Here is a 16,075-nt window from a genome sequence, read left to right on the forward strand (position 1 = left end):
CTGCGGTGTCTCCTGGTGTGCTCCCGCATGCCTGGGTATGTGTTGTATTGCCCCACACCCTCTGAGCCAAGGACCGTGATCGACGTGAAGGTCGGTATCCCCCGCGAGGTCAAGAACAACGAGTTCCGGGTGGCCATCACCCCCGCCGGTGTGCACGAGCTGGTGCGCAATGGCCACCAGGTCGTCATCGAGCGCAATGCCGGTCTCGGATCCTCGATCACGGACGACGAGTACATCGGCGCCGGCGCGCAGATCCTGGAGACCGCCGACGAGGTGTGGGCCACCGCCGACCTGCTGCTCAAGGTCAAGGAGCCCATCGCCGAGGAGTACCACCGCCTCCGCAAGGACCAGACGCTCTTCACCTACCTGCACCTGGCCGCCTCCAAGGAGTGCACGGACGCGCTCCTGGAGTCCGGCACCACGGCGATCGCCTACGAGACCGTCGAGCTCCCCAGCCGTGCCCTGCCGCTGCTCGCCCCCATGTCCGAGGTCGCGGGCCGCCTCGCCCCGCAGGTCGGCGCCTACCACCTGATGCGCTCGGCCGGCGGCCGTGGGGTGCTCCCCGGTGGTGTCCCGGGCACCCAGCCGGCGAAGGCCGTCGTCATCGGCGGCGGTGTCTCCGGCTGGAACGCCACGCAGATCGCCGTCGGCATGGGCTTCCACGTGACCCTGCTCGACCGCGACATCAACAAGCTCCGCGAGGCGGACAAGGTCTTCGGCACCAAGGTCCGGGCGATCATGTCCAACGCCTTCGAGCTCGAGAAGGCCGTCCTGGAGGCCGACCTCGTCATCGGCGCCGTCCTCATCCCGGGCGCCAAGGCCCCGAAGCTGGTCACCAACGAGCTCGTGGCGCGCATGAAGCCGGGAAGTGTCCTTGTCGACATCGCGATCGACCAGGGCGGCTGCTTCGAGGACTCCCGCCCGACCACGCACGCGGAGCCGACCTTCCAGGTCCACGACTCGGTCTTCTACTGCGTCGCCAACATGCCGGGCGCGGTGCCGAACACCTCCACCTATGCGCTGACCAACGCCACGCTCCCGTTCATCGTCGAGGTCGCCAATCGCGGCTGGGTCGAGGCGCTGCGCCGTGACCCGGCGCTGGCCAAGGGCCTCAACACGCATGACGGCAAGGTCGTTTACCGGGAGGTCGCAGAGGCGCACGGCCTGGAGCACGTCGAGCTGGAGTCCCTGCTCGGTTGAGCCGAGGCGCTCAGTCCTCCTTGGGTAAAAGGCGATACGTCAACACAGGTCGTCAACACCGCGCACCAGGCCGGACCTTGCCCGACAAGGTCCGGCCGGATGTGTGTATGGTCACTTTGCGGCTCTCGGCCAACTCGCCTCGAACGTAACCCTTGGACCGATTCGCACACCGGTGAAACCTGCCGTGCGACGGCCGTACGCCCTTGACAGAGGGATGTTTCATTGCCGACACATCCTGCCGGGTCCGGCGGATTGTGTTGCTGCGGACGCCCGACACGCCATAGAGTCGCCAACCGTCGGCATGGTGCCACGCTGACCTGTCTAGAAGTTTCCTGGTCACCAAGGAGGTAAGACGACTTGTGAATGAGTCGACATTTTCTCCCGGGGGTGGTCAACCAGGAATGCCTGCACGGGGCCAGGCCCCCGCGGGGTTCGAGGCTGTCGGCTCCGTTGCTGTGCGCACCTTCGCAGCCCGCCAGAGTCCGCAGGCGACTCCCACAGCACACCAGAGCATGGATGGACATCACGTGAACGCCATGGCCGGCGACGGAAGTGGCGCGCCCCACAACCAATTCGCCGACTACGACGAGCTGCCCGACGGGCACTTCTACGACCCCGACGCCGAGTACGAGCCCGACCCCGAGTACGCGGCCACGCTCGCGCCCGACGCTGCCCGCCAGCGCCGCGAGCGCATCGGCCCGACCGGACGGCCGCTGCCGTACTTCCCGATCCCGGGCCCGCTGACCGACCACGGACCCGCGAAGATCATCGCGATGTGCAACCAGAAGGGCGGCGTCGGCAAGACGACGTCGACCATCAACCTGGGCGCCGCGCTCGCGGAGTACGGCCGTCGTGTGCTCCTCGTGGACTTCGACCCGCAGGGCGCGCTGTCGGTCGGTCTCGGCGTCAATCCGATGGAGCTCGACCTCACCGTCTACAACCTGCTCATGGAGCGGGGCATGTCGGCCGACGAGGTCCTCCTGAAGACGGCGGTCCCGAACATGGACCTGCTGCCCAGCAACATCGACCTCTCCGCAGCCGAGGTCCAGCTGGTCTCCGAGGTCGCGCGCGAGTCGACGCTCCAGCGCGCCCTCAAGCCCCTCATGGCCGACTACGACTACGTCGTGATCGACTGCCAGCCCTCGCTCGGCCTGCTCACCGTCAACGCCCTGACGGCCGCCCACAAGGTGATCGTGCCGCTCGAGTGCGAGTTCTTCGCCCTGCGTGGTGTGGCACTGCTGACCGAGACCATCGAGAAGGTCCAGGAGCGGCTCAACCCGGAGCTGGAGCTCGACGGCATCCTCGCCACGATGTACGACTCGCGCACCGTGCACAGCCGTGAGGTGCTCGCGCGTGTCGTCGAGGCGTTCGACGACCACGTCTACCACACGGTCATCGGGCGCACGGTCCGCTTCCCGGAGACCACGGTCGCCGGTGAGCCGATCACCACGTACGCCTCCAACTCCGTCGGCGCCGCCGCCTACCGCCAGCTCGCCAGGGAGGTGCTCGCCCGGTGTCACGCCGAGTGAGTCTGCCGGGGGCCGACGAACTGTTCCGTACGACAGGGGGAATGGCGCTCCAGGCGTCCACTCCCCGGCGGGCCAACGGCGAGGCCCGGGTGCCCTCCCCCGCGGGGGAGAGCGACGGCGCGGCGGCCGCAGAGGACGCACCGCAGTCCGTGCCCGCGCAGGGCGGCGACGGCGAGGGCGCGGAGCATGTCGCGGCCGACGCCGAGCCGGCCGGGGCCGGGGAGTCCCGCAGCCGGGGCGCGGCCGCGGAGCGCTCCGGGCGGCGTGAGGGCACGCAGGAAGGTTCTGCCGCCGCTTCCGGCGCCGCCGCCCAGCCGCGCAAGCGGGGGCGGTCGTCCTCGCGCCGGCCCAGCGGGCGCGAGCGGCACGACGAGAAGATCACGGTGTACGTGTCCGCCGAGGAGCTCATGGATCTGGAGCACGCGCGGCTGGTGCTCCGGGGTGAGCACGGGCTGGCCGTCGACCGCGGGCGGATCGTCCGTGAGGCGGTCGCCGTGGTGCTGGCCGATCTGGAGTCCCGGGGAGACGCAAGCATCCTCGTACGACGGCTGCGCGGGCGGTAGCGGTAGCCTGCGGGGGCCATGACCTCGAACGACGTTCCCGCTCCCGCTGCCGCTTCCGGCGGTCGTCGGCGTGCGCTGGGGCGGGGGCCGGGAGCGGGCCCGGGACCCGCGGTCGTCGTACCGGAGGCCCCCGAGCCCGTCGCGCCGGAACCGGAGCCAGTCGTACCGGAGCCCGAGCCGGTCGTACCCGCGCCCGAACCGCCGTCGCCCCGCGCACCCGGAGCGTCGGCCCCCGCGCCCGAACCGCCGTCGCCCCGCGCACCCGGAGCGTCGGCCCCCGCGCCCGAACCGCCGTCGCCCCGCGCACCCGGAGCGTCGGCCCCCGCGCCCGAACCGGGAGCTCCCACGCCCGAACCGGGAGCTCCCACGCCCGAACCGGTACCCGAGGTCCCTCCCGGCGAGCCGGAGTCCGCCGAAGCCGGCGACGGTGTCTTCAAGGTCCGGCTCGCCAACTTCGAAGGCCCCTTCGACCTTCTCCTCCAGCTGATCTCGAAGCACAAGCTCGATGTCACCGAGGTCGCGCTGTCCAAGGTGACCGATGAGTTCATGGCGCACATCAGGGCGATGGGGCCGGACTGGGACCTGGACCAGACGACCGAGTTCCTGGTCGTGGCGGCCACCCTGCTGGACCTGAAGGCGGCCCGGCTGCTGCCCGCCGCCGAGGTGGAGGACGAGGCCGACCTCGCGCTCCTCGAAGCCCGGGACCTGCTGTTCGCGCGGCTCCTGCAGTACCGCGCGTACAAACAGATCGCCGACATCTTCAACCGCCGCCTCGACGAGGAGGCCCGCCGCCGTCCCCGTACCGTCGGCCTGGAACCGCACCACGCCGAGCTGCTGCCCGAAGTCGTCATCAGCATCGGCGCCGAGGGCTTCGCGAAGCTCGCCGTCAAGGCGATGCAGCCCAGGCCCAAGCCGCAGGTGTACGTCGACCACATCCACGCACCGCTGGTCAGTGTGCAGGAGCAGGCCGGGATCGTCGTCGCGCGGCTGAGGGAACTCGGCGAAGCCAGCTTCCGGGCGCTGGTCGAGGACACCGACGACACGCTGACCGTCGTGGCACGCTTCCTGGCCCTGCTGGAGCTCTACCGGGAGAAGGCCGTCGTCCTCGACCAGGAGACCGCGCTCGGGGATCTGATCGTGCGCTGGACGGGCGGGGACGGGGACGCCGAGCCCCTGGTGACCGACGAGTTCGACCGGCCGCCCGAGGAGCCGAAGGACGAAGCCAAGGAGAAGAAGGCGTGAGCGAGGAGACCACCGAAGCACCGGCCGGGCCGAGCACCGTCGCCGGCCTCGATCTCAAGCCCGCCCTGGAGGCCGTCCTGATGGTCGTGGACGAACCCGCGACCGAGGAGCACCTCGCGAAGATCCTCCAGCGGCCCCGGCGGCAGATCGCGGACGCGCTGCGGGAGCTGGCGGACGAGTACACCGTCCAGGGGCGCGGGTTCGAGCTGCGGCTGATCGCCGGCGGCTGGCGCTTCTACTCCCGTCCGGAGTACGCGGCGGCCGTCGAGGGCTTCGTCCTGGACGGCCAGCAGGCCCGGCTCACCCAGGCCGCGCTGGAGACGCTCGCGGTCGTGGCGTACCGCCAGCCGGTCAGCCGGAGCCGGGTCTCCGCGGTCCGCGGAGTCAACTGCGACGGTGTGATGCGCACCCTCCTGCAGCGCGGTCTGGTCCAGGAGGCGGGCACGGAACCCGAAACAGGTGCGATCCTGTACACGACGACGAACTACTTCCTGGAGCGAATGGGCCTGCGCGGTCTGGACGAGCTCCCGGAGCTCGCGCCCTTCCTCCCGGAGGCGGAGGCGATCGAGGCGGAGACACAGGAAGGCGTTCCGTCGTTCGACCCGGACGCACCCGATGCCCCGGGTGCAGACGACGCAGACGACCAGACGGAAATTTGATGCGAAGCAGCGGCAGCGGAAAGAGTGGCGGGCGCGGTAACTACCGCGGTGCCGGCAACAACAGGGACCAGAAGCAGGGGCAGGGCCGCCCCCGCAAGCCCCGCCCCGAGGAGCGCCGCTACGACGTCGGCCCCGGCGCCACCCAGGACGGCCCCAAGTCCGGACGCGGCGGTGCCGCCCGCGGCGGTGCGAAGGGCGGCCCCAAGCAGGCCCAGCAGGGGCGCGGTCGCTCGGCCCCCGGCCGTTCCCGTGAGTACGAGGCGCGCGCCGAGGAGCGCAACCGCGAGCGGTACGCCGGCAAGAAGGACGTCAAGCTGCCCAAGACCTTCCCGGGCGCCGAACAGGAGGGCGAGCGCCTGCAGAAGGTCCTCGCGCGCGCGGGCTACGGTTCCCGGCGTGCCTGCGAGGAGCTGATCGAGCAGGCGCGGGTCGAGGTCAACGGCGAGATCGTCCTGGAGCAGGGCAAGCGGGTCGACCCGGAGAAGGACGAGGTCAAGGTCGACGGCCTGACGGTGGCGACGCAGTCGTACCAGTTCTTCTCGCTGAACAAGCCGGCCGGTGTCGTCTCGACGATGGAAGACCCGGAAGGCCGTCAGTGCCTCGGCGACTACGTCACCAACCGCGAGACGCGTCTCTTCCACGTCGGCCGGCTCGACACCGAGACCGAGGGCGTCATCCTGCTCACCAACCACGGCGAGCTGGCGCACCGGCTGACGCACCCCAAGTACGGCGTGAAGAAGACCTACCTCGCGGCCATCGTCGGCCCCATCCCGCGTGACCTTGGCAAGAAGCTCAAGGACGGCATCCAGCTGGAGGACGGGTACGCCCGCGCGGACCACTTCCGGGTCGTCGAGCAGACCGGCAAGAACTACCTGGTCGAGGTGACCCTCCACGAGGGCCGCAAGCACATCGTGCGCCGCATGCTGGCGGAGGCCGGCTTCCCGGTCGAGAAACTGGTGCGTACAGCCTTCGGGCCGATCACCCTGGGCGACCAGAAGTCGGGCTGGCTGCGCCGCCTGTCCAACACGGAGGTCGGGATGCTGATGAAGGAAGTCGACCTGTAGGACGCCCTTCACGTCGACGCCCTTCCCGTTCGACACCCTTCACGAAGGCCGGTTCCGACCGATTCGGGACCGGCCGATTCGTTTTCGCCGTCCCGCCGGTCTGTATCGGTGACGGAGGGAGCGGGAATGGCCACGACGACGACGGACCGGGACGAGTTCGTACGGCTGACGGATCCGTACCGGCGGGAGCTGCTCGCGCACTGCTACCGGATGCTGGGCTCGGTCGACGAGGCCGAGGACCTGGTGCAGGAGACCTATCTGCGTGCCTGGCGGTCGTACGACGGCTACGAGGGCCGGGCCTCCCTGCGGACCTGGCTCCACCGGATCGCCACCAACACGTGTCTCACGGCGCTGGAGAGCCGGTCGCGCCGTCCGCTGCCCGCCGGGCTCGGCGGGCCGTCACAGGCGCCGGAGGAACCGCTGAGGGCTCCCGCGACGGACGTTCCGTGGCTGCAGCCGCTGCCGGACGCCCTGGTCGACCCCGCGACCGTCGTGGCCGCCCGGGGCACCCTGCGGCTCGCCCTGGTCGCCGCGCTGCAGCACCTGCCCGCCCGGCAACGGGCCGTGCTCATCCTGCGCGATGTGCTGGCCTGGCGGGCCACCGAGGTCGCCGCGGTCCTCGGCACGTCGACCGCGGCGGTCAAGAGCGCCCTTCAACGCGCGCGTGCCCGGCTCGACGAGGTCGCCCCGGACGAGGACCTCGTCGAGGAGCCGGAGGGCGCGGCGGACCGTGAGGTGCTCGACCGGTATGTGGCCGCTTTCGAGAACGCCGACCTGGATGCGCTGCTCGGGCTCCTCCAGGACGGTGTCGAGCTGGAGATGCCGCCCCACCTGGAGTGGTTCAGCGGGAAGAAGGACGTGATGCGCTTCCTGGCGGCGCGCGTGCACGAGAAGGGCGGCATCCGGATGCTGCGCACGCGCGCGAACGGGCAGCCGGCCGTCGCGATGTACGTGCGCGGGGTGGACGGCGTCCTCAGGGCGCACTCCGTGCAGGTGCTCACCGTCGCCGAGGGTGCCGTTGCGCGCGTCACGGCTTTCCTCGTACCGGAGCTGGTCGACCGGTTCGGGATGCCGAGGGTGCTGTCGTGAACGCCGGTGAGCTGCTGGAGCGTTCGCTCGCCTACGCACTGGGCAGCGTGGCCGGCGTGACGACGGGGAGCCTCGGGCGGTGCACGCCCTGCGCCGAGTGGGACCTGGGCGAACTGCTCGCGCATCTCGACGACTCGCTGGACGCGCTGCACGAGGGAGTGACGGGAGGCCGGATCGGGATGTTTCCCGGTGAGCCGGCGGCGGATCCCGCGTGCGGTTTCCGGCGCCGGGCGTGCGCGGTGCTCGGCGCCTGGGCGGCCGGGCCCGAGGGGCGGGTGCTGGTGGGCGAACGGCCGCTGGACGTGCGGCTGATGGCCGCCGTGGGGGCCGTGGAGATCGCCGTGCACGGCTGGGACGTGGCGCAGGCATGCGGGCGGCCCCGGCCCATCCCGGCACGGCTCGCGGCCGAGCTGCTGCCCGTCGCGCGGTACGTGGTCGCCGATGCGGACCGGGGCGTGCGGTTCGCCGAGCCGGTCGCCGTGCCGTCGGGTGCCCGGCCGGACGCCCGGCTTCTGGCGTTCCTGGGGCGGCGCGATTCCTTTCCGGGGTGAGGGTGGTCTGCCTTTCGTGAGTGACCTCAAGGGTCGCCGAGTGATCTCGAAGGCCTCACGAAGGGAACCGTCATGACCGACGAAACAGCCGTCATGAGCGATACGGCGGTGCGTGCCCCTCTCCGCGAACCGGCCGGAGCGCAGCCGCCCCCGCGGCGCGTGTGGACTGTGGCGCTCGCCGGGCTCGGGGCGCTGCTGTGCTCCCTCGACGTCGTGGTTGTCGCCACCGCGCTGCCCGCGCTGCGGGCCGACTTCGGGGCGAGTCTGTCCGATCTGGAGTGGACGATCAACGCGTACAACCTCGTCTTCGCCTGCCTCACCCTGACCGGTGCCGCGCTCGGCGACCGGTTCGGGCGGCGCCGTATGTACGTCGTCGGGCTCACCGTGTTCACCCTGGCCTCCGCCGCCGCGGCGCTCGCGGGCGGCCCGGGCCAGCTCATCGGAGCCCGAGTGGTGCAGGGGGCCGGGGCCGCCGTGCTGCTGCCGCTCACCCTGACGCTGATCAGCGAGGCGTTTCCGGCCGAGAAGCGGGGCATGGCGATCGGTGTGTGGGGTGGGGTGACCGGGCTCGGCGTGGCGGCCGGACCGGTGCTCGGGGGAGCCGTCACGGAGGGGTTGTCCTGGCAGTGGATCTTCTGGCTGAACGTGCCCATCGGGCTCGCCATGCTGCCCTTCGCCGCCACCAGGCTGCGCGAGAGCTTCGGTGCGCGGCCCCAACTCGATCTCGTGGGCCTGGTGTTGGCGGCAGCGGGTCTGACGGGGCTGGCCTGGGCGCCGGTGCGGGCCCCGGAGGTGGGGTGGGGAAGCACAGAGGTGCTGACCGCACTGGCCGTCGGAATCGTGTTCGTGACGGCCTTCCTGGGGTGGGAACGCCGGGGCGCCCGCCATCCGATGCTGCCCCTCGCGTACTTCCGCCGGCGCCGTTTCTCCACCGCCAACGCGGCGGCCTTCCTGCTGTTCGGGTCGCTGCTCGGCGCCCTCTTCATGATCACGCAGCTCTTCCAGTACGGGCTCGGCTACTCCCCGCTGGAGGCAGGCGTGCGCATCCTCGTCTGGAACGCCACGCCCCTGCTGGTCGCGCCGGTCGCGGGCGCCCTCGCGGACCGCTTCGGCACCCGGCCCTTCATGCTGACCGGCCTGCTGCTCCAGGCCGCCGGACTCGCGCTGCTGGCCTGGCAGGTCGAACCCGGCGTCGGTTACGGGCGCGTGGTCGTCCCGCTGATCGTCGCGGGCATCGGCATCTCCATGGTGTTCCCGAGCGTGGCCAACGCCGTGACGTCGTCCGTGCCGCTCGGTGACGCGGGCATCGCGGCCGGGGTCAACAACGCGCTGCGCGAACTCGGCGGGGTCTTCGGAGTCGCGGTCGCCGCTGCCGTGTTCACGACGTACGGCGGCTACGCCTCACCGGAGACGTTTGTCGACGGATGCGGACCGGCGCTGTGGGTGACGGCGGGCACGGCGGCGGCCGGGGCCGTGGTGGCGGCGTTCTCGCCGGGGCGCGGGGGCGGCTGAGGACTTGTGCAGCCGGACCCACCCCCTTTATAGTCGCAATGACTATAAGCCTCAGCGGCCATGAAGGGGGTGGCGTCATGCAGGGCTACAACAAGTACGCCTACGAACCCTTCGCCGTCACCGTCGACCTCGCCGTCCTCACCCTGCGCGGCGCCGCGCTGCACGTGCTGCTCGTCGAGCGCGGCCAGGAGCCGTACGCGGGCCACTGGGCGCTGCCCGGCGGGTTCGTGGAGCCGGACGAGTCGGCGGAGACCGCGGCCCGGCGCGAACTCGCCGAGGAGACCGGCCTGGTGGACGTCTCCGGGCTGCATCTGGAGCAGTTGCGCACCTACAGCGAACCCGACCGCGACCCCCGCATGAGGGTCGTCTCGGTCGCGTTCGCCGCGCTGCTGCCGGACCCGCCCGAGCCGCACGCGGGCAGCGACGCGGCGCAGGCCCGCTGGCTGCCGTACGACTCGGCCGGGCCGCTCGCCTTCGACCACGACCGGATCCTGGCCGACGCCCACGACCGCGTCGGCGCGAAGCTCGAGTACACCTGCCTCGCCACGGCCTTCTGCCCGCCCGAGTTCACGCTCGGCGAGCTCCAGCAGGTCTACGAGACGGTGTGGGGCACGGCACTGGACCGGCCCAACTTCCGGCGCAAGGTGCTCGCCACACCCGGCTTCGTCGAACCGGTCCCGGGCGCCGCCCGGCTGACCGGCGGCCGCGGCAAACCGGCCGCGCTGTACCGCGCGGGCACCGCCACCACCCTGCACCCGCCCCTGCTGAGACCGCCCCGGGAAGGACGCCCCGTATGACCGCCACGACCACCGTCCACAAGCGCGCCGCCACCGGCTCCCTGCTGGGCCTCGCCCTCGGGGACGCGCTCGGGTTCCCGACCGAGTTCAGCGACGTGCCGTCGATCCTCGCCAAGTGCGGGCCGTGGCGGGAGATGGAGCTGCCGACCCCGGCGATCGTCACCGACGACACACAGATGACGCTGGCGCTGGGGCGGGGGCTGCGTACGGCCATGGACCGGGGGGTGCTCGGACCGGAAATGGCCGAGCCCGTGCGGCAGGAGTTCATCGCCTGGAATCGCTCCCCCGAGAACAATCGCGCCCCGGGCAACACCTGCCTGACGGCCTGCGATCTGCTCGAACGTCCGGACCGCCCCTGGCAGGACGCCAGTCAGATCCACTCCAAGGGCTGCGGCGCCAATATGCGCGTCGCGCCCCTCGGGCTGGTGCCCGGGCTGAGCGACGAACAGCGGGCCGGCGCCGCCCAGTTGCAGTCCGCGCTCACACACGGGCATCCGACGGCGCTCGCCGCGTCCGACCTCACCGCCCACGCCGTACGTCTGCTCGCGCAGGGCGCCGAGCCGACCGGGCTCGTCGGGCTGCTGCGGTCGTACGCCATAGAGAACCGCAGCCGTTACCACCACCGCTGGCTCGGCGACCTGTGGACCCGGAGCCAGGACCCCGGCCCCGAGCACTTCATCGCGCGCGGCTGGGACGAGTGCCTGGAAATCCTGGGCCGCCTCCAGGACGCCGTACGCACCGTGTCGCCGGAGACGGACCCGTGCCTGGCCACCGGGGCGGGCTGGATCGCCGAGGAGGCCCTGGCGACGGGCCTGCTGTGCTTCCTGCTCTTCGCGGACGCGCCGCTGACCGCCCTGCGCCGCGCCGCCTGCACCTCCGGCGACTCGGACTCGATCGCCTGCCTCGCGGGCGCCTTCGCCGGCGCGCACCTGGGCTCGGACGCATGGCCCACCGAGTGGGCGGACCGGATCGAGTACCAGGGTGAGCTGGTGACGCTCGGCGCGCTCTGGGACGCCTGACGAGAGGGCGGCCTGCGCGGATCAGGCCAGGGTGATCGACCCGCCCTGCACCGTGATCTTCTTCTCGGGCAACGCCCGCGTCGCCGGAGGGTGTTCCACCGCCCCGTCCGTGATGCTGAACTTGCTGCCGTGGCAGGTGCAGTTGATGGTGCCGTCCGTCACGTTGGCCACCGGGCAGTCCTGGTGCGTGCAGATGTTGGAGAAGGCCTTGAACTCGCCTTCCTGCGGCTGGGTGACGACGACCTGCTCGGCCGCGAAGATCTTGCCGCCGCCCACCGGAATGTCCGACGCCTTGGCCAGCTCCTGGCCGGCCGAGGCCTTCGGTGAGCTGCCGCTGCCGCTGTCGTTGTTGTCGCCGTACTCGCTGCAGCCCACGGCAAGGGCCGCCGCGCCCGCAGTGAGGAGAACCGTGCGTCGCGTCGGGCGGGGGTCGGTCATGTCGTCACTCCGAACGTGCTGAAGAACCAGAAGGCGGAGGTCAGCCAGATGAGAGTGAGGGCGGTGAAGACCAGCCCGCCGACGAGCGGCAGCATCCAGCCGGGAAGGCGCTCCCAGCGGAGCAAGAGCATCTTGGCACTGAATGCACCGAAGAAGAAGCAACCCAGGAGGGAGTGCCAGAAAACACGCGATTCATACGTCTGATAGCCCAAAGCGTACAAGCAGTGCACCGCCACCGGGACGGCCACGAGAAACGCCACGCGGCCCGACCAGCGGTGCAGCGTCGACGACCAGCGGGGGCCCGGCAGCTTTCCGTACAGCATCAGCGCGGACATCAGCTGTACCAGCGCGAAGAAGAGCGAGACCGTCGCCAGCCATGACTTCACCGCTCCCGTGCTGCTGAAACCGGCGAGGTTGAAGGCCGTGCCCGCCGGGTCGTGGACCTTGCCGTACACACCGAGGGCGACGGCGACCGCGGCGGCCACGAGCGCCGGGACCAGATAGCGGGCGGGATGCGGACCGCCGCGGGCGGGCTTCGGGGAGGGGAAGCCCTGGGTGGCGGCGTTCGGGTCGACGGTCATGAGCGGCTCCCGAAAGGGGTCAAGGAGTGACGGGGCGTGCCGTGAGCTGCTGTCCGTCGACCGTCACCACACCGGTCTCCGGGTCGATCCGCGGTGCGGGGGAGGGCTCTCCGTCCCGGGTGAGGATGCCCACCTGGGTGCCGTCCCTCAGGACGATCCAGCCGCCGTCGATCTTCGCACCGCGCACCGCGGCGGTCGCCCGGTACAGCCCCGAGGGCTTCTTCGCCTTGTCGGCGGTGAAGGCGTAGTGCCCGCCGCCGATGTCGACGGTGCCGCGGATCCTCTTGCCGGCCTTGAGCGTGCCGTTCAGCTCGGCATCGCCCTTGCCGGTGAGCCGCATGCTGCCGTCGTCGCGCACGTCGCCCTTCAGCCACGACTCCTTGTCACGGCCGTCGCAGAAGTACGCGATCGCCTTGCCGTCCCGCAGGGTGACGGCGACCGCGGCGGAGTCGTCGTCGGTACGGCCGGCGTAGTCGGCGTTCGGGATCGGCGTCCGGGACGGACTGCGCGTGGGAGTGGGCGCGGGCGAGGTGACGGTCCTCTTGGGCGTGGGACTCGGTGACGGCTCGTCCTGGTACGTGGACGAGGCGGTCTTCGTCCCTGTCGTCGCGTTGAGCGAGAGCATGAACAGGCCGAGCAGCAGTCCCGCGAGAAGAGTGAGCAGCGGTCCGGAACGCTTCATGACGGGCCTCCCCCGAGGCGAGTGTCCTGTTATGAGAGCGGACCGGCGGGCCCGGCGTCCAGAGGCGCACGGGGGTGTTCTCACCCGAAGTAGCGGAATAGGGCGATTCGGGTGACATCAACGGATTGTCTTCCCTCTCCCGGGGCTCCTCCCCTCGTCTCAGCGGGCGGGCGGCGGCCACCCGGCAGGCGCGGGCTGACTAGGCTGGATGTGCCAAGAGCCGTACATCAGCAAGGAGCAGCGCCGTGGCGGTACGAGCGGTCCGGGGGGCCGTCCAACTGGAACGGGACGAGGCCGCCCACATGGGCGAACAGGTCGGTGCCCTGCTCACCGCGGTCATGGAGCGGAACGGCCTGACCACGGACGACCTGATCAGCATCTGGTTCACGGCCACGCCCGATCTGCACAGCGACTTCCCGGCCGCCGCGGCCCGCAAGCTCGGCAGCGGCTTCGCCGACGTACCGCTGATCTGCGCCCAGGAGCTGGACATCGAGGGCGCCATGCCCCGTGTCGTCCGGCTCCTCGCCCATGTCGACTCCGACCGGCCGCGCGCCGACATCGACCATGTCTACCTCGGTGCCGCGGCCGCCCTGCGCAAGGACATCGCCCAGTGAGGACCGCACTCGTCATCGGAACCGGACTCATCGGTACGTCCGCGGCCCTGGCGCTGGCCCAGCGGGGCGTCGTCGTCCATCTTGCCGACCAGGACCCCGAACAGGCCCGTACGGCGGCCGCGCTCGGCGCCGGCACGGACGAGGCGCCCGAGGGCCCCGTCGACCTCGCGGTCATCGCCGCCCCGCCGGCCCATGTGGCCGCGGTCCTCGCCGACGCCATGCGCCGCGGTCTGGCGCGCGGCTACCTCGACGTGGCCAGCGTCAAGGGCGGGCCCCGCCGCGAGCTGGAGGCGCTGGGCCTCGACCTGTCGCCCTACATCGGCAGCCACCCCATGTCCGGCCGCGAGAAGTCCGGCCCCCTGGCGGCCACCGGCGACCTGTTCGAGGGCCGCCCCTGGGTACTGACGCCGACCCGCGACACCGACACCGAGGTGCTCAACCTCGCCCTGGAACTGGTCTCGCACTGCCGGGCCGTGCCGGTCGTCATGGACGCCGACGCCCACGACCGCGCCGTCGCCCTGGTCTCGCACATGCCCCACCTAATCTCCAGCATGGTCGCCGCGCGCCTGGAGCACGCCGAGGAGGCCGCCGTACGGCTGTGCGGACAGGGCATCCGGGACGTCACCCGGATCGCCGCCTCCGACCCCCGCATGTGGATCGACATCCTCTCCGCCAACCCCGGGCCGGTCGCCGACCTCCTCGCGGACGTGTCCGCCGACCTCGACGAGACGGTCCAGGCGCTGCGGGCCCTGCAGTCCTCCGACGAGGCCAAGCGCCGGGACGGCGTCACCGGCATCGAGGACGTTCTGCGCCGCGGCAACGCGGGCCAGGTCCGCGTCCCGGGCAAGCACGGATCCGCACCACGCGCCTACGACGTCGTGGCCGTCCTCATCGACGACCAGCCGGGCCAGCTGGCCCGCATCTTCGCGGACGCCGGGATGGCCGGCGTCAACATCGAGGACGTGCGGATCGAGCACGCGACCGGGCAGCAGGCGGGTCTGGTGCAGCTGATGGTGGAGCCCAAGGCGGCGCCGGTCCTCACGGCTGCGCTGCGGGAACGGGGCTGGGCGATCCGCCAGTAGACCGGGCAGGCCCGCGGGCCCCGGGCGGCCGGACGAGTGACCCGCACCCAGTAACCTTGTCGAGGGCATCATCCGCCCCCACCCACCACCACACCGGACCAGGAAGGTGCCCCCACGTGGAACGCGCCGCTGTGATTGTCGCCATCGACGGCCCCTCCGGCACGGGCAAGTCGAGCACATCGAAGGCCGTGGCCGCGCAGCTCGGCCTGAGCTACCTGGACACCGGCGCCCAGTACCGGGCGATCACCTGGTGGATGGTGAACAACGGAATCGACATCGACGACCCGACCGCGATCGCCGCCGTGGCCGGCAAGCCGGAGATCGTCTCGGGCACCGACCCGGGGCACCCGACGATCACCGTCGACGGCACCGACGTGGCCGGCCCGATCCGCACCCAGGAGGTCACCTCCAAGGTCAGCGCGGTCAGCGCGGTGCCCGAGGTGCGCACCCGGATCACGGAGCTGCAGCGCTCGCTCGCCACCTCCGCCGAGCAGGGCATCGTGGTCGAGGGCCGCGACATCGGTACGACCGTGCTGCCCGACGCCGACCTGAAGATCTTCCTCACCGCCTCCCCGGAGGCGCGCGCCGCCCGCCGCAGCGGTGAGCTGAAGGGTGCCGACGTCCACGCCACCCGCGCGGCCCTGATCAAGCGGGACGCCGCCGACTCCAGCCGCAAGGCCTCGCCGCTCGCCAAGGCGGACGACGCGGTCGAGGTGGACACCACCGACCTCACGCTCGCGCAGGTCATAGAGTGCGTGGTCACCCTCGTCGAGGAGAAGCGGGCGGCCGCGAAGTGACCGAGCTGCCGTCGGTGCGGGGAGCCGAGGTCGGGCGGCGCATCGGCGTCGGCCTGATGTACGGCCTGTGGAAGCCGCGCGTGCTGGGCGCCTGGCGGGTCCCCGCGACCGGCCCGGTGATCTTCGCCGTCAACCACTCCCACAACATCGACGGCCCGATGGTCATGGGCGTGGCGCCCCGGCCGACGCACTTCCTGATCAAGAAGGAGGCGTTCGTCGGCCCGCTCGACCCCTTCCTGACGCGGATCGGCCAGCTCAAGGTGGACCGTGAGACCACCGACCGCACGGCGATCACGCGGGCGCTCGACCTGCTGGCCGCCGGCGGTGTGCTCGGCATCTTCCCGGAAGGCACCCGGGGCGAGGGCGACTTCGCCTCGCTGCGCGCCGGGCTCGCGTACTTCGCCGTACGCAGCGGTGCCCCCGTCGTCCCGGTCGCCGTGCTGGGAAGTTCCGACCGGCCCGGCCGGTTGATAAAGGGGCTGCCTCCGCTGCGCAGCCGCGTCGACGTGGTCTTCGGTAACCCGTTCGACGCGGGCGACGGCAGCGGACGGCGCACCCGCAAGGCCCTGGACGAGGCGACCGAACGCATCCAGAAGCAGCTCACCGCACACCTGGAAAACGCCAGGCGCCTCACAGGGCGCTAGGCGACACTTCAG

Annotated in this window: 18 protein-coding genes; 15 read left to right on the top strand and 3 right to left on the bottom strand. The window is 71.5% G+C overall.

Translation table 11 applies throughout. The features are described 5' to 3' along the window. Positions 1–84 precede the first annotated feature (84 nt). The 11 genes from ald to F7R91_RS00160 all read left to right on the top strand — a co-directional run bounded on the left by ald (position 85) and on the right by F7R91_RS00160 (position 11,225). The gene (gene ald / locus F7R91_RS00110; RefSeq protein WP_150943899.1) at positions 85–1,200 is read left to right on the top strand and encodes an alanine dehydrogenase; all 1,116 of its coding nucleotides are present in this window, start codon (positions 85–87) and stop codon (positions 1,198–1,200) included. Between the two features lie 401 nt (positions 1,201–1,601). Next, a complete protein-coding gene (locus F7R91_RS00115) occupies positions 1,602–2,729 on the top strand; it encodes a ParA family protein (RefSeq protein WP_150943107.1) in 1,128 nt (375 codons plus the stop codon). Then, positions 2,714–3,292 (top strand): hypothetical protein, encoded by a 579-nt coding sequence (locus F7R91_RS00120; RefSeq protein WP_150943109.1) that lies wholly within the window; start codon positions 2,714–2,716, stop codon positions 3,290–3,292. Before F7R91_RS00115 ends, F7R91_RS00120 begins: the two co-directional genes overlap by 16 nt. 18 nt (positions 3,293–3,310) lie before the next feature. Beyond that, positions 3,311–4,534, top strand: coding sequence for a segregation and condensation protein A (locus F7R91_RS00125; protein WP_150943111.1), 1,224 nt, complete (start codon positions 3,311–3,313; stop codon positions 4,532–4,534). Then, entirely contained in the window at positions 4,531–5,193 is a 663-nt protein-coding gene (gene scpB, locus F7R91_RS00130) for an SMC-Scp complex subunit ScpB (RefSeq protein ID WP_150943113.1), read from the top strand. Before F7R91_RS00125 ends, scpB begins: the two co-directional genes overlap by 4 nt. Continuing rightward, positions 5,193–6,257, top strand: coding sequence for a pseudouridine synthase (locus F7R91_RS00135; protein ID WP_150943115.1), 1,065 nt, complete (start codon positions 5,193–5,195; stop codon positions 6,255–6,257). Before scpB ends, F7R91_RS00135 begins: the two co-directional genes overlap by 1 nt. 126 nt (positions 6,258–6,383) lie before the next feature. Beyond that, a complete protein-coding gene (locus F7R91_RS00140) occupies positions 6,384–7,346 on the top strand; it encodes a sigma-70 family RNA polymerase sigma factor (protein ID WP_150943117.1) in 963 nt (320 codons plus the stop codon). Further along, entirely contained in the window at positions 7,343–7,897 is a 555-nt protein-coding gene (locus tag F7R91_RS00145; RefSeq protein WP_150943119.1) for a TIGR03086 family metal-binding protein, read from the top strand. The genes F7R91_RS00140 and F7R91_RS00145 overlap by 4 nt, the downstream gene beginning before the upstream one ends. 72 nt (positions 7,898–7,969) lie before the next feature. Next, on the top strand, positions 7,970–9,409 hold the full coding sequence (locus F7R91_RS00150; RefSeq protein ID WP_225320479.1) for an MFS transporter: 1,440 nt from the start codon (positions 7,970–7,972) through the stop codon (positions 9,407–9,409). 77 nt (positions 9,410–9,486) lie between these two features. Continuing rightward, a complete protein-coding gene (locus tag F7R91_RS00155; RefSeq protein ID WP_150943121.1) occupies positions 9,487–10,206 on the top strand; it encodes an NUDIX hydrolase in 720 nt (239 codons plus the stop codon). Further along, a complete protein-coding gene (locus F7R91_RS00160) occupies positions 10,203–11,225 on the top strand; it encodes an ADP-ribosylglycohydrolase family protein (protein WP_150943123.1) in 1,023 nt (340 codons plus the stop codon). Before F7R91_RS00155 ends, F7R91_RS00160 begins: the two co-directional genes overlap by 4 nt. A 21-nt stretch (positions 11,226–11,246) precedes the next feature. On the opposite strand, the gene F7R91_RS00165 is transcribed toward F7R91_RS00160, so the two are convergent. The 3 genes from F7R91_RS00165 to F7R91_RS00175 are packed head-to-tail and all read right to left on the bottom strand — an operon-like array spanning position 11,247 to position 12,926. Then, positions 11,247–11,663 carry a Rieske (2Fe-2S) protein gene (locus F7R91_RS00165; protein WP_150943125.1) on the bottom strand — a complete coding sequence of 139 codons (417 nt, stop codon included), beginning with the start codon at positions 11,661–11,663 and terminating at the stop codon, positions 11,247–11,249. Then, positions 11,660–12,244 carry a DUF6529 family protein gene (locus F7R91_RS00170; RefSeq protein ID WP_150943127.1) on the bottom strand — a complete coding sequence of 195 codons (585 nt, stop codon included), beginning with the start codon at positions 12,242–12,244 and terminating at the stop codon, positions 11,660–11,662. The genes F7R91_RS00165 and F7R91_RS00170 overlap by 4 nt, the downstream gene beginning before the upstream one ends. A 19-nt stretch (positions 12,245–12,263) precedes the next feature. Continuing rightward, on the bottom strand, positions 12,264–12,926 hold the full coding sequence (locus F7R91_RS00175) for a hypothetical protein (RefSeq protein WP_150943130.1): 663 nt from the start codon (positions 12,924–12,926) through the stop codon (positions 12,264–12,266). 245 nt (positions 12,927–13,171) lie between these two features. Here F7R91_RS00175 and aroH point away from each other — a divergent pair, with 245 nt between their 5' ends. From aroH to F7R91_RS00195, 4 genes are all read left to right on the top strand, one after another. Next, a complete protein-coding gene (gene aroH / locus F7R91_RS00180) occupies positions 13,172–13,540 on the top strand; it encodes a chorismate mutase (RefSeq protein WP_150943133.1) in 369 nt (122 codons plus the stop codon). Continuing rightward, the gene (locus F7R91_RS00185) at positions 13,537–14,622 is read left to right on the top strand and encodes a prephenate dehydrogenase (RefSeq protein ID WP_150943135.1); all 1,086 of its coding nucleotides are present in this window, start codon (positions 13,537–13,539) and stop codon (positions 14,620–14,622) included. The genes aroH and F7R91_RS00185 overlap by 4 nt, the downstream gene beginning before the upstream one ends. A gap of 116 nt (positions 14,623–14,738) precedes the next feature. Next, on the top strand, positions 14,739–15,419 hold the full coding sequence (cmk, locus tag F7R91_RS00190; protein WP_225320480.1) for a (d)CMP kinase: 681 nt from the start codon (positions 14,739–14,741) through the stop codon (positions 15,417–15,419). After that, the gene (locus F7R91_RS00195; RefSeq protein ID WP_150943137.1) at positions 15,416–16,063 is read left to right on the top strand and encodes a lysophospholipid acyltransferase family protein; all 648 of its coding nucleotides are present in this window, start codon (positions 15,416–15,418) and stop codon (positions 16,061–16,063) included. The genes cmk and F7R91_RS00195 overlap by 4 nt, the downstream gene beginning before the upstream one ends. Positions 16,064–16,075 lie beyond the last annotated feature (12 nt).

Origin of the sequence: Streptomyces luteolifulvus (genome assembly GCF_008806595.1) — a bacterium.
GTDB classification, from domain to species: domain Bacteria; phylum Actinomycetota; class Actinomycetes; order Streptomycetales; family Streptomycetaceae; genus Streptomyces; species Streptomyces luteolifulvus.

Coding starts and splice junctions, on each gene's coding strand:
- F7R91_RS00155 (WP_150943121.1), top strand. CDS start 9,487: ATGCAGGGCTACAACAAGTACGCCTACGAACCCTTCGCCGTCACCGTC.
- F7R91_RS00150 (WP_225320479.1), top strand. CDS start 7,970: ATGACCGACGAAACAGCCGTCATGAGCGATACGGCGGTGCGTGCCCCT.
- F7R91_RS00175 (WP_150943130.1), bottom strand. CDS start 12,926: ATGAAGCGTTCCGGACCGCTGCTCACTCTTCTCGCGGGACTGCTGCTC.
- F7R91_RS00140 (WP_150943117.1), top strand. CDS start 6,384: ATGGCCACGACGACGACGGACCGGGACGAGTTCGTACGGCTGACGGAT.
- F7R91_RS00170 (WP_150943127.1), bottom strand. CDS start 12,244: ATGACCGTCGACCCGAACGCCGCCACCCAGGGCTTCCCCTCCCCGAAG.
- F7R91_RS00125 (WP_150943111.1), top strand. CDS start 3,311: ATGACCTCGAACGACGTTCCCGCTCCCGCTGCCGCTTCCGGCGGTCGT.
- F7R91_RS00165 (WP_150943125.1), bottom strand. CDS start 11,663: ATGACCGACCCCCGCCCGACGCGACGCACGGTTCTCCTCACTGCGGGC.
- F7R91_RS00135 (WP_150943115.1), top strand. CDS start 5,193: ATGCGAAGCAGCGGCAGCGGAAAGAGTGGCGGGCGCGGTAACTACCGC.
- F7R91_RS00115 (WP_150943107.1), top strand. CDS start 1,602: ATGCCTGCACGGGGCCAGGCCCCCGCGGGGTTCGAGGCTGTCGGCTCC.
- F7R91_RS00160 (WP_150943123.1), top strand. CDS start 10,203: ATGACCGCCACGACCACCGTCCACAAGCGCGCCGCCACCGGCTCCCTG.